Genomic DNA, 21,547 nt, shown 5'->3' with positions numbered 1-21,547 from the left:
ACAACTAACCTGGGAGCCGTCGAGATGGCCAAGAAAGAAAGCATTCAGAAAAGCTTGCAGAAAATACGGCCGCCGCGCGTCCAGCTGACCTATGAGGTCGAGAAGGGCGATGCGATCGAGGTGAAGGAGCTGCCGTTCGTCGTCGGGGTCGTCGGCGATCTGGCGGGCCAGTCCGAAATCGAGCAGCCGAAGCTGCGCGATCGTAAATTCGTCAACATCGACCGCGATAATTTCGACGACGTGATGAAGGCGATCGAGCCGCGCGCCGCGTTCCAGGTGGAAAACCGCCTGAGCCCGGAAGGCGGCAAGTTCGCGGTCGACCTGAAGTTCCGCTCGCTGTCGGATTTCAGCCCGGACGAAGTCGTCGAACAGGTCGAGCCGCTGCGCCGCCTGCTCGAGGCGCGCTCGAAGCTCGCCGACCTGCGCAACAAGCTCGCCGGCAACGACAAGCTCGAGGATCTGCTGTCCGAGGTGCTGAAGAACACGCAGCAGCTGCAGGAGCTCGCGAAGGGCACCGGCGGCGACAAAGACGGCGAATGACGACGGAGTGTTGAGATGAACCAGCAAACGGCTGCGGCCCAAGCGAGCGGCGCGGAATACGCCGCCGGGACTTCGCTGCTCGACGACATCGTCGAGAAGAGCAAGGTCGCGAAATCCGATTCCGAGCATGCGCGTGCGAAGGACCTGATCGGCGAACTCGTGCATCAGGTGCTCGACGGCACGGTGATCGTGTCGGACAACCTGTCGGCCACGATCGACGCGCGCGTCGCGGAACTCGACCGCCTGATTTCCACGCAGCTTTCCGCCGTGATGCACGCGCCGGAGTTCCAGCGCCTCGAAAGCACGTGGCGCGGGATGGATTATCTGGTCAAGGAAAGCAACACGGGCCAGACGATCAAGATCAAGGCGCTGCACGCGCCGAAGCGCGATCTCGTGCGCGATTTCAAGGGCGCGAGCGAGTTCGACCAGAGCGCGCTGTTCAAGAAGGTCTACGAAGAGGAATTCGGCACGTTCGGCGGCTCGCCGTTCGGTGCGCTGATCGGCGATTACGAGATCTCGCGCCAGCCGGAAGACATGTACTTCATCGAGCAGATGTCGCATGTCGCGGCGGCCGCGCATGCGCCGTTCATCGCGTCGGCGTCGCCGGAGCTGCTCGGCCTCGAGTCGTTCTCCGACCTTGGCAAGCCGCGCGACCTCGGCAAGGTGTTCGACACCGTCGAATACGCGAAGTGGAAGTCGTTCCGCGACGCCGAGGATTCGCGCTACGTCGGCCTGACGCTGCCGCGCTTTCTCGGCCGCCTGCCGTTCAATCCGAAGGACGGCCAGACCGCGGAGAACTTCAACTTCGTCGAGGACGTCGACGGCACCGATCACGACAAGTACCTGTGGTGCAACGCGGCATGGGCCTTCGCGGCCCGCCTGACGGCCGCGTTCGACGACTTCGGCTGGTGCGCGGCGATCCGCGGCGTCGAAGGCGGCGGCCTCGTCGAGGATCTGCCGACCCACACGTTCAAGACCGACGACGGTGAAGTCGCGCTGAAGTGCCCGACCGAAATCGCGATCACCGATCGCCGCGAGAAGGAGCTGAGCGATCTCGGCTTCATCCCGCTCGTCCATTGCAAGAACTCAGATTACGCCGCGTTCTTCGCTGCGCAGTCGGTGCAGAAGCCCAAGAAATACAGCACCGACAGCGCGAACGCGAACGCCGTCCTGTCCGCCCAGCTTCAGTACATCTTCTCGGTATCGCGCGTCGCGCACTACCTGAAGGCGATGATGCGGGACAAGATCGGCAGCTTCGCATCGGCGCAGAACGTGGAGACTTTCCTCAACCGGTGGATTTCGCAGTACGTCCTGCTCGACGACAACGCCTCGCAGGAACAGAAAGCGCAATTTCCGCTGCGCGAGGCATCCATACAAGTGTCGGAGATTCCGGGCAAGCCGGGCTCGTATCGTTCGGTCGCGTTCCTGCGCCCGCACTTTCAGCTCGACGAACTCTCGATTTCTCTGCGACTTGTCGCTGATCTGCCCAAACCGGCAAATTCATAAGCGAGTAAATCGCCCGGGCGGGCCGCCTGGGTAGGACGTTAAAACCACCTCTTTGGGGAGTCGAAGGGCCATGTTACATATGCACTTGCAGTTTGGTAGTCCCGCGGTGAAGGGCGAATCCGCGGATAAAGACCACCAAGGCTGGATCGAACTGAAATCGTGGGATCACTCGATCGTTCAGCCGCGTTCGGCAACCGCATCGACCGCTGGCGGTCACACGATGACGCGTTGCGAGCACGGCGACATGATCTTCACGAAGGAAATCGATTCGTCGAGCCCGCTGCTGTATCAGCACGCTTCGGGCGGTACCACGTTCGACGAAGTGACGGTCCATTTCTCGCGCGCGGACGGTGAAGGCAAGCGCGTGCAGTATCTGGAAGTCAAGCTCAAGTACGTGATCATCTCGAGCATCGCGCCGAGCGTTCGCGAGGAAGGTCTGCCGCTCGAGACGTTCTCGCTGAAGTACGCAGCCGTGCAGTGGAAGCAAACCCAGCAGAAGATCGGCGGCAACCAGGGCGGCAACACGCAAGGCGCCTGGAGTCTGACGAAGAACGACAAGACCTACGCGGTCTAAGGTCGGTTGCGGCAACGGGGCGCGTCGCGTCCCGTTGTCGTTTTCGCTGTCAACACCGGCCGATGAAACGATTCGAACCCAGTTTTCTCGACAAGCTGTTCGACGACGAACCGCATCTGCCGGCCTCGGCTGCGATGCGGCAATTGTCGCTGGACGAGCTCAAGAACACGGTCGCCCGCGACGTCGAGGCGATCCTCAACACCCGTATCGCGCACACCGAGAACGAGCTGGCGGCGCTGCCGGAATGCCAGAAGTCGGTGCTGACCTACGGGCTGAACGATTTCGCGGGGCTGAGCCTCGCGAGCCACTACGACCGCGCATTCATCTGCAAGTCGATCCAGCAGGCCATCGCGCGCCACGAGCCGCGCCTGCAGCAGGTGCAGGTGACGTTCGAGCTGAACGAGCAGGCCACCAACGCGCTGTACTTCGCGATCCAGGCGCTGCTCGTCGTGCACCCGGCCGAGGAGCCGGTCAGTTTCGACGCGATGCTGCAACCGTCGACGCTGCAGTATTCGGTCACGCGCGCACGCGCGGCACGCATGCAGTAAATCAAGCCGCCGAGCGGGCCGGACCGCCCGGTGGTGAATCAGGTCCGGCAGGAAATATTGAGGTTCGGGGTCGTCGATGGAAGAATTGCTGCCGTATTACGAACGCGAATTATCGTTTTTGCGGCGCTATTCGCGAGATTTCGCCGAACGCTATCCGAAGATCGCCGCGCGTCTCGCGCTGTCCGGCGAGCATTGCGAGGATCCGCACGTCGAGCGGATGATCGAGTCGTTCGCGCTACTCGGCGCGCGCATCAACAAGAAGCTCGACGACGATTACCCGGAATTCACCGAAGCGCTGCTGGAAGTGCTGTATCCGCACTACCTGCGGCCGTTCCCGTCGTGCTCGATCGCGCAGTTCACGCCGGCTTCGCCCGGCCAGCAGACCGAACCGGTCGTGATCGATCGCGGCACCGAGCTGAAAAGCCGTCCGATCCGCGGCGTGCAATGCCGGTTCCGTACCGCCTACGACGTGACGCTTGCGCCGATCCGCATCTCGGAGGCGCGCTATACGCCGGTCGCGCTCGCGCCGAGCGCGACGGTGCTGCCGTCGAACGCGACGGGCGTGATCTCGATCACGTTCGAATCGCTCGCCGCGCAGCTCGATCTCGGCGCGCTGAAGCTGTCGACGCTGCGCGCGCATCTGCACGGCGAGCAGTCGTTCGTCGCCGCGCTGACCGACTGCCTGTTCGTCAACGTGCTCGGCGCGTACGTCGAGCCCGAACGCAACGGCCGCTGGACCGCGCTGCGCAAGCTGCCGATCGCGCAGGCCGGTTTCGCCGAGGACGACGCGCTGATCGACTATCCGGCGAAATCGCATCCCGCGTACCGCCTGCTCACCGAATACTTCGCGTTTCCCGACAAGTTCGATTTCGTCGACTTCGACCTTGCGGCGATCGCGCGCGCGTCGGGCCGCTGCCAGCGCGCGACGCTGCATCTGGTGCTGCAGGACGTGCGCAGCGATTCGCATATCGCGCGCCTGCTCGAGCTGCTGACGGCGAGCCATTTCCGGTTGTTCTGCACGCCGATCGTCAACCTGTTCCGCCAGCACGGGGAGCCGATCCGCATCACGCACCGCGCGGTGTCGTATCCGGTGATCGCCGAGGCGCGGCGTGCGTTCGCGTACGAGGTGTACTCGATCGACTCGGTGAAGCTCGTCCGGCAGCAGGCGCACGAGGAATCGGTGATCGAGTTCCGGCCGTTCTATTCGCTGCATCACGGCGAATCGGCGCGCATCGGCCATTACTGGTTCGCGCGCCGCAACGACTGGGTCGCGCAGAAGAGCCCCGGCTATGAAACCGAGATCTCGATCGTCGACATCGACTTCGAGCCGACGTCGCCGCAGACCGACACGCTGAGCCTCGACCTCACCTGCACGAACCGCGACCTGCCTTCGATGCTGGCGTTCGGCCTCGAAGGCGGCGACCTGTTTCAGGAAGGCGGGGCGCAGACGAGCGGCATCTCGCTGCTGCGCCGCCCGACGCAGAGCGTGCGCTTCGAGCGCGGCCGCGCCGCGCACTGGCGGCTCGTGTCGCACCTCGCGCTCAACCACGTGTCGCTCGTCGCGCACGGCCTCGCGCCGCTGAAGGAAATGCTGACGCTGTACGACCTGCGGCGCACGGCCGTGTCGATGCGCCAGATCGACGGCCTGGCCGGCGTCGAGCAGCGCGGCGCCGTGCAGTGGCTGCCCGGCAAGCCGTTCGCGACCTTCGTGCGCGGCATCGAGATCCGGCTGACGATCGACGAGGAGCACTTCGTCGGCGCGAGCCTTGCGTCGTTCGTGCGCGTGCTCGACAGCTTCTTCGGGCTGTACGTCCACCTCAACAGTTTCGTTCAATTGGTCGTCGTGTCGAAGCGCACCGGCGAGGAGATCATCCGATGCAAGCCCCGAACCGGCGAATCGATCCTGGCGTAGTCGACGCGCTGCTCGACGAGCCGCATCGCTTCGAGTTCTTCCAGGCGGTGCGGGTGCTCGAAGGGCTGTTCGCGCGGCAGGCGTCGGATGCGCCCGGCGCGTGGCGGCAGGGCGACGTGGTCGCGCAGCACATCGCATTCCGCAACACGCTGTCGCTCGGCTTTCCGCCGAGCGAGATCGAAGGCGCGCGTTCGTTCGACGACGACGGCGCGCCGCTGAACTCGGACGAGCAGCGCGGCACCGCGCTCGCTGCGGGCGAGCTCGGCCGCGTCGAGCTGACGCCCGCGTTCTTCGGGCTGCTCGGCGGGCAGGGCGCGCTGCCGCTGCACTACACCGAGCAGATCGTCGCGCGCGAGCACCTGCGGCGCGACCATGCGGCGCGCGCGTTCTTCGACGTGTTCTCGAACCGCGCGACCGCGCTGTTCTATGCGGCGTGGAAGAAATACCGGCTGCCGTTCCATTACGAGCTCGACCGCGACGAGCGCTACCTGCCGCTGTTGCTCGCGATCGCGGGCGTGCCGAGCGACGAAGTGCGCGACAGCCTCGCGGCCGGCCCGGGCGGCGTGCTCGACGAAGCCGTGGCCGGCTATGCGCTCGCGGCGCGGCACCGGCCGATGTCGGCCGCCTACCTGCAGCGCACGCTGTCCGATTACTTCCGCGTGCCGGTGAAGATCGACCAGTTCGTCGGCAAGTGGTACGACGTGCCGCCCGATCAGCTGAGCGTGCTCGGCGAAGTCAACGCGGTGCTCGGCGCGACGGCGCTCGTCGGCGAGCGCGTGTGGCAACGCGACATGCGCGCGCGGATCGTCGTCGGCCCGCTGTCCAAGCGCGATTACGAAGCGTTCCTGCCCGGCGGCGCGCACGCCGTCGCGCTCGAGCGGATGCTGACGCTGCTCGCCGGCGTCACGCTCGAGTACGAGGTGAAGCTCGTGCTCAAGCGCACCGAGGTCGGCGCGAGCGTGCTCGGCGCGGGCTCGCGGCTCGGCTGGGATGCGTTCCTGTGCACGCGCGACGCGCTGGAGGACCGCTCGGACGCTCGCTACGAACTGCACGTGATTCACTGAGACCCTAACAACAACACGCAATCGAACCTGAGATCGACGCCATGAGCACGCCTCTGAAGACCCTGATCACGAAACTGAATCCGCTGTGCCGCCACGCGACCGAGCGTGCGGCGAGCGCGTGCCTGGCGCGCGGCCACTACGAGGTCGATCTGGAGCACCTGTTCCTCGCGTTGCTCGACGAAGCGACGGGCGACCTGCCGCTCGCCTTGCGCGCGAGCCGCGTCGATCCGCATGCGCTGCACGCCGATCTCGAACGCGAGCTCACGCGCCTGAAGACCGGCAACACGCGCACGCCGGTGTTCTCCGTGCATCTGATCGCGCTGTTCGAGCAGGCGTGGCTGATCGCGTCGCTCGATTCGCAGCTCGGCCGCATCCGTTCCGGGCACCTGCTGCTCGCGCTGCTGACCGCGCCGGATCTCGCGCAGTTCGCGCAACGGATGTCGTCGCGCTTCGCGGAAATGAACGTGACGGACCTGAAGCACAAGTTCGACGAAATCATGGCCGGTTCGAGCGAAGCCGAGCCGCGCCAGGCGGACGACGAAGGCAGCGACGTCGCGCCAGCCGCCGACGGCTTTGCGCCTGCGGCCGGCCCGTCGAAGACGCCCGCGCTCGACACCTACACGACCAACCTCACGCAGCGTGCGCGCGACGGCAAGATCGACCCGGTGATCGGCCGCGAGGCGGAGATCCGCCAGGCGATCGACATCCTGATGCGCCGCCGCCAGAACAACCCGATCATGACCGGCGAGGCCGGCGTCGGCAAAACGGCGGTCGTCGAAGGGCTCGCGCTGCGGATCGCGGCCGACGACGTGCCGCCGCCGTTGCGCGGCGTCGCGCTGCACGTGCTCGACATGGGGCTGCTGCAGGCCGGCGCGAGCGTGAAGGGCGAGTTCGAGAACCGGCTGAAGAGCGTGATCGACGAGGTGAAGAAGAGCGCGCACCCGATCATCCTGTTCATCGACGAGGCGCACACGATCATCGGCGCGGGCGGCCAGGCCGGCCAGAACGACGCGGCGAACCTGCTGAAGCCGGCGCTGGCGCGCGGCGAACTGCGCACGATCGCCGCGACGACGTGGAGCGAATACAAGAAGTACTTCGAGAAGGATGCGGCGCTCGCGCGGCGCTTCCAGGTCGTGAAGGTCGAGGAGCCGAGCGAGCCGCTGGCCGCCGCGATGCTGCGCGGGATGTCGGGCCTGATGGAGAAGCACTTCAACGTGCGGATTCTCGACGATGCGATCACCGAGGCCGTGCGCCTGTCGCACCGCTACATCAGCGGCCGCCAGCTGCCGGACAAGGCGATCAGCGTGCTCGATACCGCCTGCGCGAAGGTCGCGCTCGCGCACAGCGCGACGCCGGCCGCGATCGACGATACGAAGAAGCGCATCGAGCGCATCGATGCGGAAATCGCGTCGCTGGAGCGCGAGGCGGCGGGCGGTGCGGCGCACGACGAGCGGCTCGGCGAGCTGCGCGGCGCGCGCGACACGGCGCTCGAACAACTGGCGAAGGATGAGGAACGCTATGAAGCCGAGCGCGTGATCGTCGCCGAGATCACCGGGCTGCGCGACGCGCTTGACAAGGCACGCGGCCCGTCGGAAGACGGCCAGCCGGTCGACGTGCAGGCCACCCGCGAGAAGCTCGCTGAACGCGTCGCGGCGCTGCACGCGCTGCAGGGCGGCGAGCCGATGGTGCCGCTGCAGGTCGACGGTCACGTCGTCGCGGAGATCGTCGCCGCGTGGACGGGCATTCCACTCGGCCGGATGGTGAAGGACGAGATCGACACCGTGCTGAACCTGCAGCCGCTGCTGACCGCGCGCGTGATCGGCCAGGACCATGCGCTGGAGGCGATCGCGCAGCGCGTGCGCACCGCGACCGCGAACCTCGAGGACCCGAACAAGCCGCGCGGCGTGTTCATGTTCGTCGGGCCGTCGGGCGTCGGCAAGACCGAGACGGCGCTGGCGCTGGCCGACATCCTATACGGCGGCGAGCGCAAGATGGTCACGATCAACATGAGCGAGTACCAGGAAGCGCACAGCGTGTCGGGCCTGAAGGGTTCGCCGCCGGGCTACGTCGGTTACGGCGAAGGCGGCGTGCTGACCGAGGCGGTGCGCCGCAATCCGTATTCCGTCGTGCTGCTCGACGAGGTCGAGAAGGCGCACCCGGACGTGCTCGAGATGTTCTTTCAGGTGTTCGACAAGGGCACGATGGACGATGCCGAAGGGCGCGAGATCGACTTCCGCAACACGCTGATCATCCTGACGTCGAACGTCGGCTCGGCCGCGGTGATGCAGGCCTGCCTGAACAAGCCGGCAGAGGAACTGCCCGATCCGGACGCGCTTGCCGAGACGCTGCGTCCGCAGCTGTACAAGACCTTCAAGCCGGCGTTCCTCGGCCGGATGAAGGTCGTGCCGTACTACCCGATTTCCGACGACGTGCTGGCCGAGATCATCGAGCTGAAGCTCGAACGCATCCGCCGCCGGATCGAGGCGAACCACAAGGCCGCGTTCGAATGGGACGAGTCGCTCGTCGACGCGGTGCTCGCGCGCTGCACCGAGGTCGACTCGGGCGCCCGCAACGTCGACCACATCCTGAACGGCACGCTGCTGCCGGAGATCGCGGGCCACGTGCTCGGCCGGATCGCCGACGGCGCGGCGATCGCGCGCATCGCGGTGCGCGCGGACGAGGCCGGCGAATTTGCGTACACCGTCGAATGAGCCCCCGCACGCGACATCTGATGCATCAACGGATTCACTGAACCATGCCGATCAATCTCCCCGAGCTGCTGACGCCGATCAGCGATGCGTCGCCCAGCGGCGACGACCTGCTGTTTTCGAACGAATTCGACGCGATCCAGGACGCGCGGCGCTACGACGACCCGACGCTCGACCAAGGCGAATGGGTAACCGAGATCAAGGAGGCCGACTGGGGCTTCGTCGTCGACCATGCGGGCGAGCTGCTGCGCACGCGCACCAAGGACCTGCGGCTCGCCGTGTGGCTGACCGAGGCGCTCGCGCTCGAGGACGGCATCACCGGCCTCACCGAAGGCTATGCGCTGCTCGAAGGCCTGTGCCGCGACTTCTGGGACACCTTCCACCCGCTGCCCGAGGACGACGATATCGAGCACCGGCTCGGCAACGTCGCGTGGCTGTCCGGCCGCACGGCCGAGCTGCTGCGCGCGGTGCCGCTGACGGACGGCGCATCGAATGCGTTCAGCACGCTCGACTGGGAAGTCGCGCAGCACGTCGCGCAGTCGATCAAGCGCGACCCCGAACATGCCGACGACATCGCGCGCGGCAAGCCGTCGATCGACCAGATCGACGCGTCGCGGCGCGTGACGTCGATCGCGTTCTACACGGCGCTGCTGGCGAACCTGAAGGCGTTCGAATTCGCACTCGATGCGTTCGAGGAGCGGCTCGTCGAGCGCGCGGGCGATTCGGCGCCGAGCTTCCGGCAGGCGCGCGACGCGTTCGAGACCGTGTACCGGCTCGCCGAGCGCTTTGCGCGCGAACAGGGCTATACGGGCAGCGCGCCGCACGCGCAGGCGGCGCCGCAGGCCCAGCCCGAACGCATCGAGCCGGTGTTCGGCCAGCCGATCCAGACCGAGGAGACTCACGTGCAGCAGCAGACCGCTTCGCGTCCGCCGGTGACGCAGATGATCGCCGGCATCCAGAACCGCGCGCAGGCCGTCGACCAGTTGCGCGCGGTGGCGCGCTATTTCCGTCAGACCGAGCCGCACAGCCCGGTCGCGTATCTCGCCGACAAGGCGGCCGAGTGGGCCGACATGCCGCTGCACAAGTGGCTCGAGAGCGTCGTGAAGGACGACGGCTCGCTGTCGCACATTCGCGAGCTGCTGGGGGTGAGGCCCGACGAGCAGGCGTGAACGATCGTTTTTTGACCTGAGAGCGCGGGCCCGGTCCGCCGGCTTCTATCTCGTCGAGGTCGACGCGCAGCGCTCGAGCGTGCCGTATCGCAGCCCGTTCGCGGCACACGGGATCGTCGAGGAAACGGAATTGCAGTGCTACGTGGTGATGGGCGTGCTGGTTCCGCCGCGGTTCGACGAGCATCCGGCGGCGCAGTCATGCCTCGAGGCCGTCGCAGATGGGAAGGCGGCGCTCAATGACGCGCTGGCGTCGATCAACGATACGACGTGGGACGCCATTCGCGAGACGCACGAACGGGAATTGCTGGAGGCGCGTAGTGACCTGGCGTAGGTTCGGGTTCGCGGTGGGGCTGCTCGTGGTGGCTTTGAGCTTGAGCGCGTGCGGCAAGTCGGAGCCCGTGTATAGCGGAGTCTCGGTTATTGCACACAACTACCTGCCGTACAACCTCGACGGATTTTCGATCACGGATGCGCATGGAAACGAGGCCTTCGGGGGAAACAGCTTGCCGGGCGGCGGGGGCGGGGTGACCTGCTGCTACAAACTCGAAGGCACGGAATTCGTCGTCAAATGGCGTTATGTCGACGTCGACCAGTGGCACAAAGGTAACGAGGAAACCCTGCACGCCGAGGCCAGGGTCGCGATGTTGTCGACTCAGGTTCCGGAAAAGATCGGCGATCGAATTATCGAGGTGCACTTTTACCCGGATCGTCACGTCGAGCTGCAATTTCCCGGTGCGCTGGCGGATACGTCGCGCATTCCGATGATCGATGTGTCGCGCTGGATGTCCAGCCGCTACCAGAATGAATTGAACCGGAAGTACGACGAACGCGAAGATCAGCAGTTTCGACGCATTGTTCGTGTCGTAGCGATGGCATGGTTGAAATACCGACTCACGGATCTCGATGATCTCGAGCAGTACGCGTATTACGACTTGCTTGTGAACAGCCGGTTCGATGCGCATCCGGCGATCCAACACATATTGCAGACTGCTGCCGGCAAGCCAGGGATGTTCGCGAAGTCGATGCAGTCGCTGCCGAAGAGCGTGTGGTCGGCGCTGGCAAGCGATAGCTTTGCGCCAGTGGTTGTCCCGGTCGTTCCGGACGGATTGTTGCCGCCGCCGCGTGTGCCGGAGGTGCGGCATGGCTGAGTCGGATCGGCTCGCTCACGATTGAGGGCAGACGCCCATCGCGTGCATTCGCGCCGTGCGCGAAGGCGATCGATCGCGGATGCAAAACAGGCACCTGCTCGTCAAGGAACGGCGGGCGAAGTGTCACTCAGAAGGGCAACATCGATGCATGGAGCAACGAAACTGGCGCGCACGACGGGCCGCGTTTTGGCGTCTAGCCTGTTGTTCGCAGCGGTGACGGCCTGTGGTAAATCCGAGCCGACCTACAGCGGGATTTCGGTCATGGGCCGGAACTATCTGCCGTACAACATGAACGGTTTCACCATCACCGATGCCTATGGCAACAAGGCAAGCGGCGGTGGAGACGACCCGCCCGGCGCAGGAGGGGGCAGCGTCGCGTGCTGCTACACGCTCAAGGGCACCGAATTCACGGTCAAATGGAAGTACTACGACGCAGATCGATGGACGATGGACGACTCGCACGCGCAGCAAGTCGAGACCAAGATCGTGATGCCGAAGTCGGCCGTTCCCGATAAAGTCGGCAGCCGTATTCTCGAAGTTCATTTCTATCCGGATCGTCACGTCGAGTTTCAGTTCCCCGGCGAGCTTCTGGATGAGTCACGCATTCCGGTTGTAGATGTTTCGCGATGGATGGCAGTGCACTATCAGGAACAACTGGACAAGAAATTCGATGATACGGATGGGCAGTCGCATCGACGCATCGCTCGCGTTGTTGCCGGGGCGTGGCTGAAATACCGTCTGACCGATCGGGATGATCTCGAGCAGTATGCGTATTTCGCGTTGCTCGTGAATAGCCGGTTCGATGCACATCCCGAGGTTCAGCGCATCCTGCAAACGGCCGCTGGCAAGCCGGGGGTGTTTGCGAAGTCGATGCAGTCATTGCCGAAGGGTGTGTTGTTCTCGCTGTCGAACGACGCGTTCGAAGCAGTGGCGGTGCCGGCGATATCCGATGGTTTGCTGCCACCGCCGCGTGCAGAGGATGCGCTGCATGGGTGATCGTATCGGGTACGTATCGGATGCGATTTGCGGTGCACACGAGCGGGATTGAGAAAACGTGGACAGTTTCGGCAGCGGGATGCGCGATGAGGGAAATAGGCGCGGCGCACTCGGAGGACCATGTCGCTGAGGGTATTCGGATGATTGCGGTTGGCCGATGCCTGCACTGGCGTGCCGGTCGCGATTCAGAAGGGAAACGTCAATGGTGGAGCAATGAAATTGTCGGGTCTGGTAAGTCTTGTTCTGGCAGGGTGCTTGCTCGTGGTGACCGTGACCGCATGCGGGAAGTCGGAGCCGACCTACAGCGGGATTTCGGTCATGGCCCAGAACTACCTGCCCTATAACCTGGACAAATTCACGATCGTCGACGCATACGGCAATAAGGCGAGTGGCGGTGGCGACAGTATGCCGGGCGGTGGCGGTGGGGTGACCTGCTGCTATCAGCTCAAGGGGACCGATTTCACGGTCAAGTGGGACTATTACGACGTTGATCAGTGGCATAACGGCGACGAGCAGACGTTTCATGCCGAAGCAAAGGTTACGTTGTCACCGTCAAAGGTTCCGGAGAAAGTCGGGACTCGAATTGTCGCGGTTCATTTTTATCCGGATCGTCACGTCGAACTTCAGTTTCCCGCTGCACCAGCGGACGACTCACGCATTCCGATGATTGACGTGTCTCACTGGGTATCGAGTCATTACCAGACGCAACTGAGCAAACGCTACGATGAGCGCGAGGATCAGCAATATCGTCGCATCGTTCGTGTCGTCGCGATGGCATGGTTGAAATACCGACTCACGGATCTCGATGATCTCAAGCAGTACGCGTACTACGACTTGCTTGTGAACAGCCGATTCGATGCGCATCCGGCGATCCAGCACATACTACAGACGGCTGCCGGCAAGCCAGGGACGTTCGCGAAGTCGATGCAGTCATTGCCGAAGGGGGTGTTGTCTGCGTTGACGAATGACCGATTCGACCCGGTGACGGTTCCTGCCATTTCAGATGGCTTGCTGCCACCATCGCTCGCAGACGGGGTGCCGCACGGCTGATCGCGTTTGACAATGGGTGGAGCAATGAGATTGTCGAGTCTGGTTGGTCGTATTTTGGCAGGGTGTCTGCTTGTGACGGCCATGATTGCTTGTGGCAAGTCGGAACCTGCCTACAGTGGGATTTCGGTCATGGGCCGGAACTATCTGCCGTACAACATGAACGGCTTCACCATCACCGACGCTTACGGCAACAAGGCGAGTGGGGGCGGCGACGATCCGCCCGGTGCAGGAGGTGGTAGCGTGAAATGTTGCTACAAGCTCAAGGGCACGGAATTCGTCGTCAAGTGGAACTACTACGATGTCGACCAATGGCATAAAGGGAACAAGCAGATGTTCCATGCCGAGACGAAAGTGTCGATGCCGCAGTCCCAATCGTCGGACGATGTGGGGTCGCGAATTCTCGAAGTGCATTTCTTTCCAGACCGGCACGTCGAATTTGAGTTTCCAGGCAAGATGCTTGACGACGCGCGACTGCCTATTGTCGATGTCGTCAGGTGGGCGAAACGGTATCAGACGCAACTGGACAAGCGATATGACGAGCGCGAGGATCAGCAGTTTCGTCGTATTGCTCGTGTCGTCGCGTCGGCGTGGTTGAAATACCGTCTGACCGATCGGGATGATCTCGAGCAGTATGCGTATTACGCGTTGCTCGTGAACAGCCGGTTCGATGCACATCCTGAGGTTCAGCGCATCCTGCAAACGGCCGCCGGCAAGCCGGGGACGTTCGCGAAATCGATGCAATCGCTGCCGAAGCGCGTGTTGTTCTCGCTGTCGAACGACGCGTTCGAAGCAGTGGCGGTGCCGGCGATATCCGATGGTTTGCTGCCACCGCCGCGTGTAGAAGATGCGCCGCATGGGTGACCGTACCGGATACGTATTGGATGCGACTTGCGACGCAGACGACCGGGTCCTTCTGGAGGAGCTCAGCGGTGCGGCGTCAGTCTGCGATCGCCGTTTACGACGGCAAGGTCGACACACTCGCGGAGCGAATGCCGCAGAAACCGCTGTTCGACCCGACGAACGAAAATATCAAGCCTGTCGCCGTGCCGGCCGTTCCCGACGGCTTGCTGCCGCGGCCTTGTGAACACAGTGCTTATGCCTGATTTCATGCAACACGCTGCACCGAAATTCCCCGCGATCGTTCCAGACCGTCGCGGCGTACGCGCAGCTCGCGGACGGTTCCCCGCCGCGTTGCGGGTCGCCGCCGCAGGCTTGCTGTTCGTGTCGATGGCGGCGTGCAGCAAGTCCGATCCGACCTACACCAGCATTTCAACGGAGGCGCTGAACTACCTGCCATACAACCTCGTTCGGTTCACGATCACCGACCGGTTCGGCAACAAGGCACGCGGTGGCGGCGACCTGGAACCCGGAGCCGGGGAAGGTAGCATCGCCTGCTGTTACTTGCTGAAGGGCAACGATTTCAAGGTCCAATGGACGTATTACGATGCGGACGACTGGCGGCCGGGGGAGCAGGTGAAGAAACAGCAGGCGGAGACGAACGTTTCGTTGCCGCCAACCAAGGAGCCGGATTCGATCGGCTCGCGCATTCTCGAGGTCCACTTCTACCCCGATCGTCATGTCGAACTGGCATTTCCTGGCGAGATGCTGGGCAGTACCCGATTGCCGATCGTGGACGTGTCGCGTGACCTGACGAAACGGTACGGCAAGCGGCTCGACCAGAAGTACGAGGACAACGACGCCCAGTCGCACCGCAGGATTTCGAGAATCGTTGCGCAAGCCTGGATCAAGTACCGCTTCATGGATCGCAGCGACCTCGAGCAATACGCCTATTACGCGCTTCTGGTGAATCCCCGATTCGACGCGCACCCGGCGGTGCAGAAGCTCATCCAGTCGAGCAAGGGGAAACCGGGCGCATTCGCGAAGGCGGCCGCCGCCCTGTCACCGACCGTTGTGAAGGAGCTTGGGCAGAACCGATTCCAGGCGGTTGCGGTACCGTCGATTCCGGCGGGCCTGGTGCCACCGCCACGTGAGGAGAATAGCCATGGCCGGGGCTAACGATCGAAACGCCATTCGACTCGATCCGGACGACGCTACGCCGCAGAGCGTGCGAATGGCAGTCGACAAGATGGGAAAGACGGACTATGCGAAGGAAGACAGGCAGCGCAAGAGCAACGATCTCACTGCCGAACGAGTCGACTAGGCGAGCAAGCAGAGCCAGCAATAGGCGAAAGGTTACCAGGGCACGCCACCGACACATTGACATTCTTCAGCGGCGCGCAATCGCGTACCGCTGACACCCGGTCGCACCGGGGCGGATCATCCCGAGCCGCCCCCCGCAAACTCACTGCCCCACCCGGAACTCGATCCGCCGATTCCTCGCCCTGCCATCCGCCGTATCGTTCGGCGCAATAGGCTGATCCGGGCCCACTCCCGTCGTCGTCATCTGCTGCGGCGGAATGCTCTTCGTGATCAGATAACCCTTCACCGCATCCGCGCGCGCCTGGCTCAGCGCGATGTTCGACGTCCGGTTCCCCGAGTTGTCGGTGTGGCCGATGATGTCGACCGTGCGGTTCTGCATCTTCGCCAGCGCGGCCGCCATCTGGTCGAGGATCAGCTTGCCCTGCGGCGTCAGCGTCGCGCTGCCCGTCTCGAACTCGATCGTCCGGTTCGCGAGCGTCTGGTCGAGCACGCCCTGTTCGGACGCCGACACGCGCAGCCCGTTCTTGATCGTGTACGTCGGGTTCAGTGTGTTCGCCATGTCGCTCGCGAGCTGCTGGCGCTGCGCCTCGTTGTGCACCTCGCCCTTCATCTCGATCTGCGTGCCGTTGATCTTCAACTGGCCCTTGCTGATCTGCTTGAGCTGCGCGCCGAGCAGCTTCTGCACGTTCGCGCTCCAGTTCGGCGGCGTCGCGACGTCGCCCACCTCGACCTGGTCGACGACGTTCGTCGCGCCGTAGGTATCGCGCAGCTTCTGCAGCACGGCCGCCTTGGTCGCCTCGTCGGGCACCTTGCCGCCGACCACCACCTGGCCGGGCGTCGCGTTCGCGGGCGGCGGCGCGATCGTGCCGGCAGTGCCGTGCACTACCGTGCCGGACGCGCCGCCGGCGTTCGGGTTCGCCTGCGGCAGCGCGGTCGTCGCGACCGTGCCGTTGCCGACCGGCGTGACGGTCGCGCCCGTGTTCTGCGCGAAGGCCGCGCCGCTCGCGACGAGGCCGACCGCGAACAGCGCGGCGAGGGCGGGCGAGACGGCGGCCGACAGGCGCGCGCGCCGGACCTGAATCGTGCGATGCATGCCGTCAGCCTCCGATGAACGCTTCGCGGAACGCGTCGATGGCGACGCGCAGCGAGAGTTGCGGTTGTTCGAGGTAGCTGACGAGCTTGCTGATCTGCTGATCGTTTTGCGCATGGGCGTCGATCCACTCGGGATCGTCGATGTCGATGTTGTGGGCGGCGTAGGTCTGCGGGTCGACGACGCTCAGCAGCGTCTTCGCCGACGCGCCGTTGAAGCCGATGACGAGCCGTTCGCGTTCGGCGATCGTGCCGATGAAGATCGCGAGCTCGAAGTCGGCCTGCGCGACGAACGGCGCGATCAGTTCGAGCCAGAACGCGGCGACGAGGCTGCGGTAGAACGGGTCGACCGGCAGCGGCAGCGTGAGGCCGCGCTCGATGTGCGACGAGCCGCTCTGCATCACCGGGCGCAGCAGCGAGCCGAGCGCGAGCATCGCGCCGCGCAGCCGCACCGGATGACCGCTTTCGAGCAGCATCTCCTGCAGGCCGTACAGCGTCTGGTGTTCGACGAAATCGTTGAAGGTGCCGTCATGCGACGTGCCGGGGCCGCCGATGTCGATCGGCACCTGCGTGTCGCCGAGCGCCTGCAGCGCGCCGGGCGGCTCGTCCTTGCCGAGCAGCGGCGGGATCTGCGCGGCGACGCGCGACCACAGCCGCGCGAACGCGAGCGGGCTGCGCGCGAGGAACGCGAGCGGCCGGTCGACCTCGAGCGCGGTCGCGCCGAGGAACGGGAAGCGGCGCATCGACACGTCGTGGCTCGCGACCATGTGGCCCGCGATCGCGAGCTTGCTGCGCGAGCCGAGGAACGCGAAATGCATCGGCTTCGCATCCTCGTAGACGATCTTCCAGCGCGGATCTTCCGCGAGCAGCTCCAGCGCCTGCGCGATCCAGCGATCGAGCGTCTGCAGCAGTTGCGGATTGTGCGCGCTCTTCACGAAGTCGCCGCGCGACGGAATCTTGCCGAAGTAGGCGATTTGCGCCTGTACGGTTTGCGTCATTGCGCCCTCTGTGCATTCGTTGCGTTGGCGGCCGCGACGGCCGGCGCGACGCCCGGCGTGCCGGTGCCGGCTTGCGTCGCGTTCTGCGCGGCGCCCGCGCTCGCGTCGGCGACCGACGACGGCAGCTGCAGGCCGCGCAGGCTCTGCTGCTGCGGCTGGTCGCCGCTACCGGCCGACGGTTGCGACGTGCTGATGATGCGCATCGTCACCGACACGTTCACGCTGCCCTGTGCCCACGTCAGGTCGAAGGTGCCGTCCGGACGGCGCTTGCGCTGCGCCGAGTTGATCAGCTTCTCGAGACCGTAGCGGCCCGGCTCGTTGACGAGCTGCACCGTGCGGCCGTCGAAGGTCGTCGCGGACAGCGTCGCGCCCGGCGCGCCCTGCGGGTTCGGCCACACGAAGTTGGTCCACTGCGGCGGCGTGTTGCGGTAGCGCAGCTGCTGGCCGTCGATCGCGATCGTGTATTCCGTCGTGCCCGTGCTCGGTTGCGGCAGGATCTGGAACACGGTCTGCGGTTCGGCCGACGCGGCCGCGCTGCCGGCGGCGCCGCCCGCGAGCGGCGCGACCCAGCGTGCGAAGCCGTTCGTGAAGTCCGGCGTGAGCCCGATGCCCATGTCGCCCCACGTGCGGGCGGCGAGCGTGTCGCCGCGGCGCACCGCGAGCGGCCCGAGTGTCGTGCCGACGAACTTCGCGATCGAGCCGTCCGGGCCGAACACCTGCGCGATTTCGCCGGCGCCGGCCTCGACCTTCGCGTTCGCCGCGAACGGGTACTTGGTCGCGAGCGAGCTCTGGAACGGCTGGTAGACCTGCGCGTTCCACACCTTGTTGACTTCGGCGCTGGCCGGCTGGATCACGACCGCGAACGCCTGCATCAGCGGCCGCACCAGCAGCGGGCGCAGCGACTTGCGTTGCGAATCGGTCAGGCCCGTCAGCATCTGCTCGTCGACGAGCTTGAGCGAATCGGCGAGTTCCGACCCGTTGCCGTCGAGCGTCTGCTGCATCAGCTGGCGCGCGCCCGGCCCCGGGTCGCCCTGGTTCTTGATCACGTTGAAGCGGGTGCGGACCTTCGACAGCGACTCCATGTAGCCCTTGAGCATCGACGTGCCGTCATGCGTCGCGACGATCCGCGCGAGCCCGACGAATTCCTGGCCGATCGGACCCATCGGCACCTCGGCCGGATTGCCGTTGATGTCGATGTTGGCTGCCGCCATCTGGCCGGCCTGCGAGCGCGTGAACAGTTGCTTGACCCAGTTCACGACGCCCGTCTGCGCCTTCTTGATCGTCACGTTCGCGAGCGACGGGTTGTCCCACGACGTCTGGTCGTACGCGGTCTCGAGGATCTTGCGGATCGGCGAATCCTGCGGGTCGCCCAAACGGTTCATCCCGTCGACGGCCTGGCCGAAGCTGGTGAAGCCCTGTACCGCGATGCCCTGCATGAACTTCTGCCAGTGCTGCGCGTACTCGGTCTTGTACATGCCGACGAGCGTCTTCTGGATCTGCTCGGGGCTGCCCTCGAGCGTCAAGTCGTCCTGCGTCGACGTGTTGAGCACCCAGTCCTTCGCCTGCAGCTCCTTGGTCGCCGCATCGCGGATCGCCGGCTGCACGTAGTCGAACCACGCTTCGCGCGTGAACGTGCCCGGAATCGCGTAGCTGCCTGCCACGAGCCCCTGGTTGCCGTCGCCGACGATGCGCGCGATGGTCATCGGCGCGAAGCGGGTCGACGCGCGAGCCTTGATTTCCTCGTAGACGCGCTGGCGGGCCGGCATGCCGCGCACGACGCGGCGCAGGTTCTCGCGGGTCTGGTCGACGAGCGCGAGGTTCGCGTCGATCATCGGCCAGTCGTCGTCGTTCACGCGCGACAGGTAGAACGAGATCATGCGCTCGGCGCTTCGGATCATCTCGTCGCGCGGCATGTTGCCGCGATTCGTCTCGAGCCAGCCGCGCCAGAAGCGGGCGAGCTGGTCGGTCAGGTGCGCCTGTTCGACGTGACGCTTGTCGGACAGCATCAGATAGGTCTTCAGCGCGTTGTATGCGTCCTGCACGTTGGTCGGCGACGCGTCGCTGTAGAGGCCGCCCTGCGGCGCGGCCGCCTGTTGCGGGGCGGCGGCCGGCGCGGTGCCGGACGCGGCCAGCACGGCGCCGGCTTGCGGCGCGGCGCCTGCCGCGTTCGTCGAGACCGGCAGCGTGCCGCCCTGCACGGCGCCCGATTCGGGCGGGCGCGTCATCGGCACGAGTTGCTCGGGGTGCGCGTTCACGTCCTTCATGAACGACGCGAGGTTCTGCGACACCGGGGCCAGCAGGATCTGGCGCACGCCGTTGTAGTACTCGGTCAGCAGGTGCTGCTCGAGACGGTCGCCCTGGTACAGGCCGAGCGACACCGACAGCGGCTTGTCGCGGCGGAACTGTTCGAGCTGCTCGATCCGGTCCTCGATGATGTCCATCGCCTGCAGGCGCGACTGCAGGTCGTTGCGGCCCTGTTGCAGGCGCGTGACGTTGTCGAGGTCGGCCTGCACGTTCGCGACGAGCTGCTGGTTGCCGATGGTCGACCAGGTCCAGCCGCCCAGCGCGAGCGCGAGCGCCGCGACGAAGCCGAAGAAGGTCGCGTAGCGCAGCCGCGTCTTGGTCGGGCTCGCGAACTGGCGCACCGTCTGGCGGTCCGCGAAGATCACCTTCGAGAACAGGTCGCGCAGGAAGAAGCCGTTCTTCGAGAACGCGCTGTGCGGTTTCGGCAGCGCGCTGCCGTCGAGGCCGAAGCGGTGCGCGATGCGCTGCGCGGCCGCGCTGTTGGTTTCGCCTTCCTGCAGCGCGCTGGTGAAGTAGAAGCCGCGGAAGATCGGCTTGTACTGGAACGGGTTGTTCTCGAACAGCGTCGCGAGGAACGCGCGCAGCGACGGCTTGATCGTCGAGAATTCGAGCGGGAAGCTCAACTGGCCCGGCGACAGCTGGTTGCCGCGCGACAGCGACAGCTGCGCGACGCTGATTTCCTTCAGCCCTTCGTAGAGTTCCTCGAAGTGCGTGTCGAACTGCGCGACGACGTCACGCTTGTCGTCGGGCTCGTAGGGCAGGGTGGCGCCCCACACGCGGTCGTACTCGTGCTTGTCGCTGCTGCTGAAGAATTCGGTGAAGCCGGTGATCAGGTCGGCCTTCGTGAACATCACGTAGACCGGCGCGAACACTTCCAGCTTTTCGGTCAGCTCCTGAACGCGCTGACGGAGGTTCTTCGCGAGGTTGATCGCGAATTCGGGGCGATTGCCGGTGAGTTCGGCGATGCTGGCCGTGACGATGATGCCGTTGATCGGCGCCTTCGGACGGTAGCGCTTGAGCAGCCCGAGGAAGCCGAGCCACTCGCTGCGGTCTTCCTCGTGCACCGAATAGCGGCCGGCCGTATCGAGCAGGATCCCTTCGGTCGTGAAGAACCAGTCGCAGTTACGCGTGCCGCCGATGCCGTGGATCACGGCGCTGTTCTTGTCCGCGAACGGGAACTGCAGGCCGGAATTGAGCACGGCGCTGCTCTTGCCCGCGGCCGGGTTGCCGATCACGATGTACCACGGCAGCTCGTACAGCGCGGAGCCGCCCGACACCTGGCCGATCTTCGACGTCTTGATCGTCTTCACCGCATCCGACAGGCGCGTGCGCAGCACGTCGAGGTCGGCCGTCTTCGCGTCCGGCGCGAGCGCCGCGGCGGCCGGTGCGGCGATCTTGCCGGTTTCCGCCTGCTCTTCCAGCACCTGGCCGAGCTGCTGGTTCGCGCGCTTCACGCGCCAGCGGCGCCACAGCGCGACGACGAGCCACAGCGCGAGGACCGCCGCGAACGCGAGCGCCGCCCACAGGAGCGGCAGCTGCAGCATGTCGGCGACGATGAACAGAATGGCCGCTAGCGCGACGATCCCGACGATCGAGAGCGTACGCGGATGAGTCAGCACGTTGAGGATGCGTTGCATAGGACGTTCAGGTTCCGGTGCGATTCGGTGAGGCGACGCAGGCGCGCCGAGCGGCAAGGGTGGCGCCGCGATGTGTCGCCATGCTGTCAGACGGGATGAAGGAGGCTGGCATCAATGCGCCCGCGGCATCGGAGAAGGCGCGCG

General features: G+C 65.2%; 18 protein-coding genes. 15 read left to right on the top strand and 3 right to left on the bottom strand.

Annotated features, from left to right (window positions below; translation table 11 throughout):
- Positions 1-24: 24 nt before the first annotated feature.
- The 15 genes from tssB to BLS50_RS06395 all read left to right on the top strand — a co-directional run bounded on the left by tssB (position 25) and on the right by BLS50_RS06395 (position 15,231).
- The gene (gene tssB, locus BLS50_RS06460) at positions 25-540 is read left to right on the top strand and encodes a type VI secretion system contractile sheath small subunit (RefSeq protein WP_006484395.1); all 516 of its coding nucleotides are present in this window, start codon (positions 25-27) and stop codon (positions 538-540) included.
- A gap of 15 nt (positions 541-555) precedes the next feature.
- Positions 556-2,046: a type VI secretion system contractile sheath large subunit gene (gene tssC, locus BLS50_RS06455; protein ID WP_006477094.1), complete on the top strand. Its 1,491-nt coding sequence runs from the start codon at positions 556-558 to the stop codon at positions 2,044-2,046.
- Between the two features lie 70 nt (positions 2,047-2,116).
- Entirely contained in the window at positions 2,117-2,620 is a 504-nt protein-coding gene (locus tag BLS50_RS06450) for an Hcp family type VI secretion system effector (RefSeq protein ID WP_006477093.1), read from the top strand.
- 62 nt (positions 2,621-2,682) lie between these two features.
- Positions 2,683-3,168, top strand: a complete 486-nt coding sequence (tssE, locus tag BLS50_RS06445) for a type VI secretion system baseplate subunit TssE (protein ID WP_006477092.1) — start codon at positions 2,683-2,685, stop codon at positions 3,166-3,168.
- 76 nt (positions 3,169-3,244) lie between these two features.
- Positions 3,245-5,080 carry a type VI secretion system baseplate subunit TssF gene (gene tssF, locus BLS50_RS06440; protein ID WP_006477091.1) on the top strand — a complete coding sequence of 612 codons (1,836 nt, stop codon included), beginning with the start codon at positions 3,245-3,247 and terminating at the stop codon, positions 5,078-5,080.
- On the top strand, positions 5,044-6,144 hold the full coding sequence (gene tssG / locus BLS50_RS06435) for a type VI secretion system baseplate subunit TssG (protein WP_027809803.1): 1,101 nt from the start codon (positions 5,044-5,046) through the stop codon (positions 6,142-6,144). The genes tssF and tssG overlap by 37 nt, the downstream gene beginning before the upstream one ends.
- A gap of 41 nt (positions 6,145-6,185) precedes the next feature.
- Positions 6,186-8,855 carry a type VI secretion system ATPase TssH gene (gene tssH / locus BLS50_RS06430; RefSeq protein WP_074801489.1) on the top strand — a complete coding sequence of 890 codons (2,670 nt, stop codon included), beginning with the start codon at positions 6,186-6,188 and terminating at the stop codon, positions 8,853-8,855.
- 44 nt (positions 8,856-8,899) lie between these two features.
- Positions 8,900-10,021, top strand: coding sequence for a type VI secretion system protein TssA (gene tssA / locus BLS50_RS06425; protein ID WP_074801485.1), 1,122 nt, complete (start codon positions 8,900-8,902; stop codon positions 10,019-10,021).
- 79 nt (positions 10,022-10,100) lie between these two features.
- Positions 10,101-10,352 (top strand): hypothetical protein, encoded by a 252-nt coding sequence (locus tag BLS50_RS06420; RefSeq protein ID WP_176934176.1) that lies wholly within the window; start codon positions 10,101-10,103, stop codon positions 10,350-10,352.
- Positions 10,339-11,169 (top strand): DUF3304 domain-containing protein, encoded by an 831-nt coding sequence (locus BLS50_RS06415; protein ID WP_074801482.1) that lies wholly within the window; start codon positions 10,339-10,341, stop codon positions 11,167-11,169. The genes BLS50_RS06420 and BLS50_RS06415 overlap by 14 nt, the downstream gene beginning before the upstream one ends.
- A 144-nt stretch (positions 11,170-11,313) precedes the next feature.
- Positions 11,314-12,165: a DUF3304 domain-containing protein gene (locus BLS50_RS06410; protein WP_074801478.1), complete on the top strand. Its 852-nt coding sequence runs from the start codon at positions 11,314-11,316 to the stop codon at positions 12,163-12,165.
- Between the two features lie 213 nt (positions 12,166-12,378).
- Positions 12,379-13,215, top strand: coding sequence for a DUF3304 domain-containing protein (locus BLS50_RS06405; RefSeq protein ID WP_074801475.1), 837 nt, complete (start codon positions 12,379-12,381; stop codon positions 13,213-13,215).
- A 24-nt stretch (positions 13,216-13,239) separates the two neighbouring features.
- Complete coding sequence (locus BLS50_RS06400; RefSeq protein WP_074801472.1) at positions 13,240-14,076, top strand: DUF3304 domain-containing protein; 837 nt, start codon at positions 13,240-13,242, stop codon at positions 14,074-14,076.
- Between the two features lie 20 nt (positions 14,077-14,096).
- The gene (locus BLS50_RS35190) at positions 14,097-14,318 is read left to right on the top strand and encodes a hypothetical protein (RefSeq protein WP_124625265.1); all 222 of its coding nucleotides are present in this window, start codon (positions 14,097-14,099) and stop codon (positions 14,316-14,318) included.
- Positions 14,311-15,231, top strand: a complete 921-nt coding sequence (locus tag BLS50_RS06395) for a DUF3304 domain-containing protein (protein WP_074801469.1) — start codon at positions 14,311-14,313, stop codon at positions 15,229-15,231. The genes BLS50_RS35190 and BLS50_RS06395 overlap by 8 nt, the downstream gene beginning before the upstream one ends.
- Before the next feature lie 286 nt (positions 15,232-15,517).
- On the opposite strand, the gene BLS50_RS06390 is transcribed toward BLS50_RS06395, so the two are convergent.
- Genes BLS50_RS06390 through tssM form a run of 3 tightly spaced genes read right to left on the bottom strand, consistent with a single transcriptional unit; the run spans position 15,518 to position 21,403 of the window.
- Positions 15,518-16,468 (bottom strand): OmpA family protein, encoded by a 951-nt coding sequence (locus tag BLS50_RS06390; RefSeq protein WP_074801466.1) that lies wholly within the window; start codon positions 16,466-16,468, stop codon positions 15,518-15,520.
- A 4-nt stretch (positions 16,469-16,472) separates the two neighbouring features.
- Positions 16,473-17,462 (bottom strand): type VI secretion system-associated protein TagF, encoded by a 990-nt coding sequence (tagF, locus tag BLS50_RS06385; protein ID WP_054928314.1) that lies wholly within the window; start codon positions 17,460-17,462, stop codon positions 16,473-16,475.
- Entirely contained in the window at positions 17,459-21,403 is a 3,945-nt protein-coding gene (gene tssM / locus BLS50_RS06380) for a type VI secretion system membrane subunit TssM (RefSeq protein ID WP_074801463.1), read from the bottom strand. Before tssM ends, tagF begins: the two co-directional genes overlap by 4 nt.
- Between the last annotated feature and the right edge of the window lie 144 nt (positions 21,404-21,547).

Origin of the sequence: Burkholderia orbicola, assembly GCF_900100915.1 — a bacterium.
In the GTDB taxonomy this organism is placed as follows: Bacteria; Pseudomonadota; Gammaproteobacteria; order Burkholderiales; family Burkholderiaceae; genus Burkholderia; species Burkholderia orbicola.
Note: the sequence above shows the minus strand (reverse complement) of the source record. Positions and strands in the feature narration are given on the sequence as shown.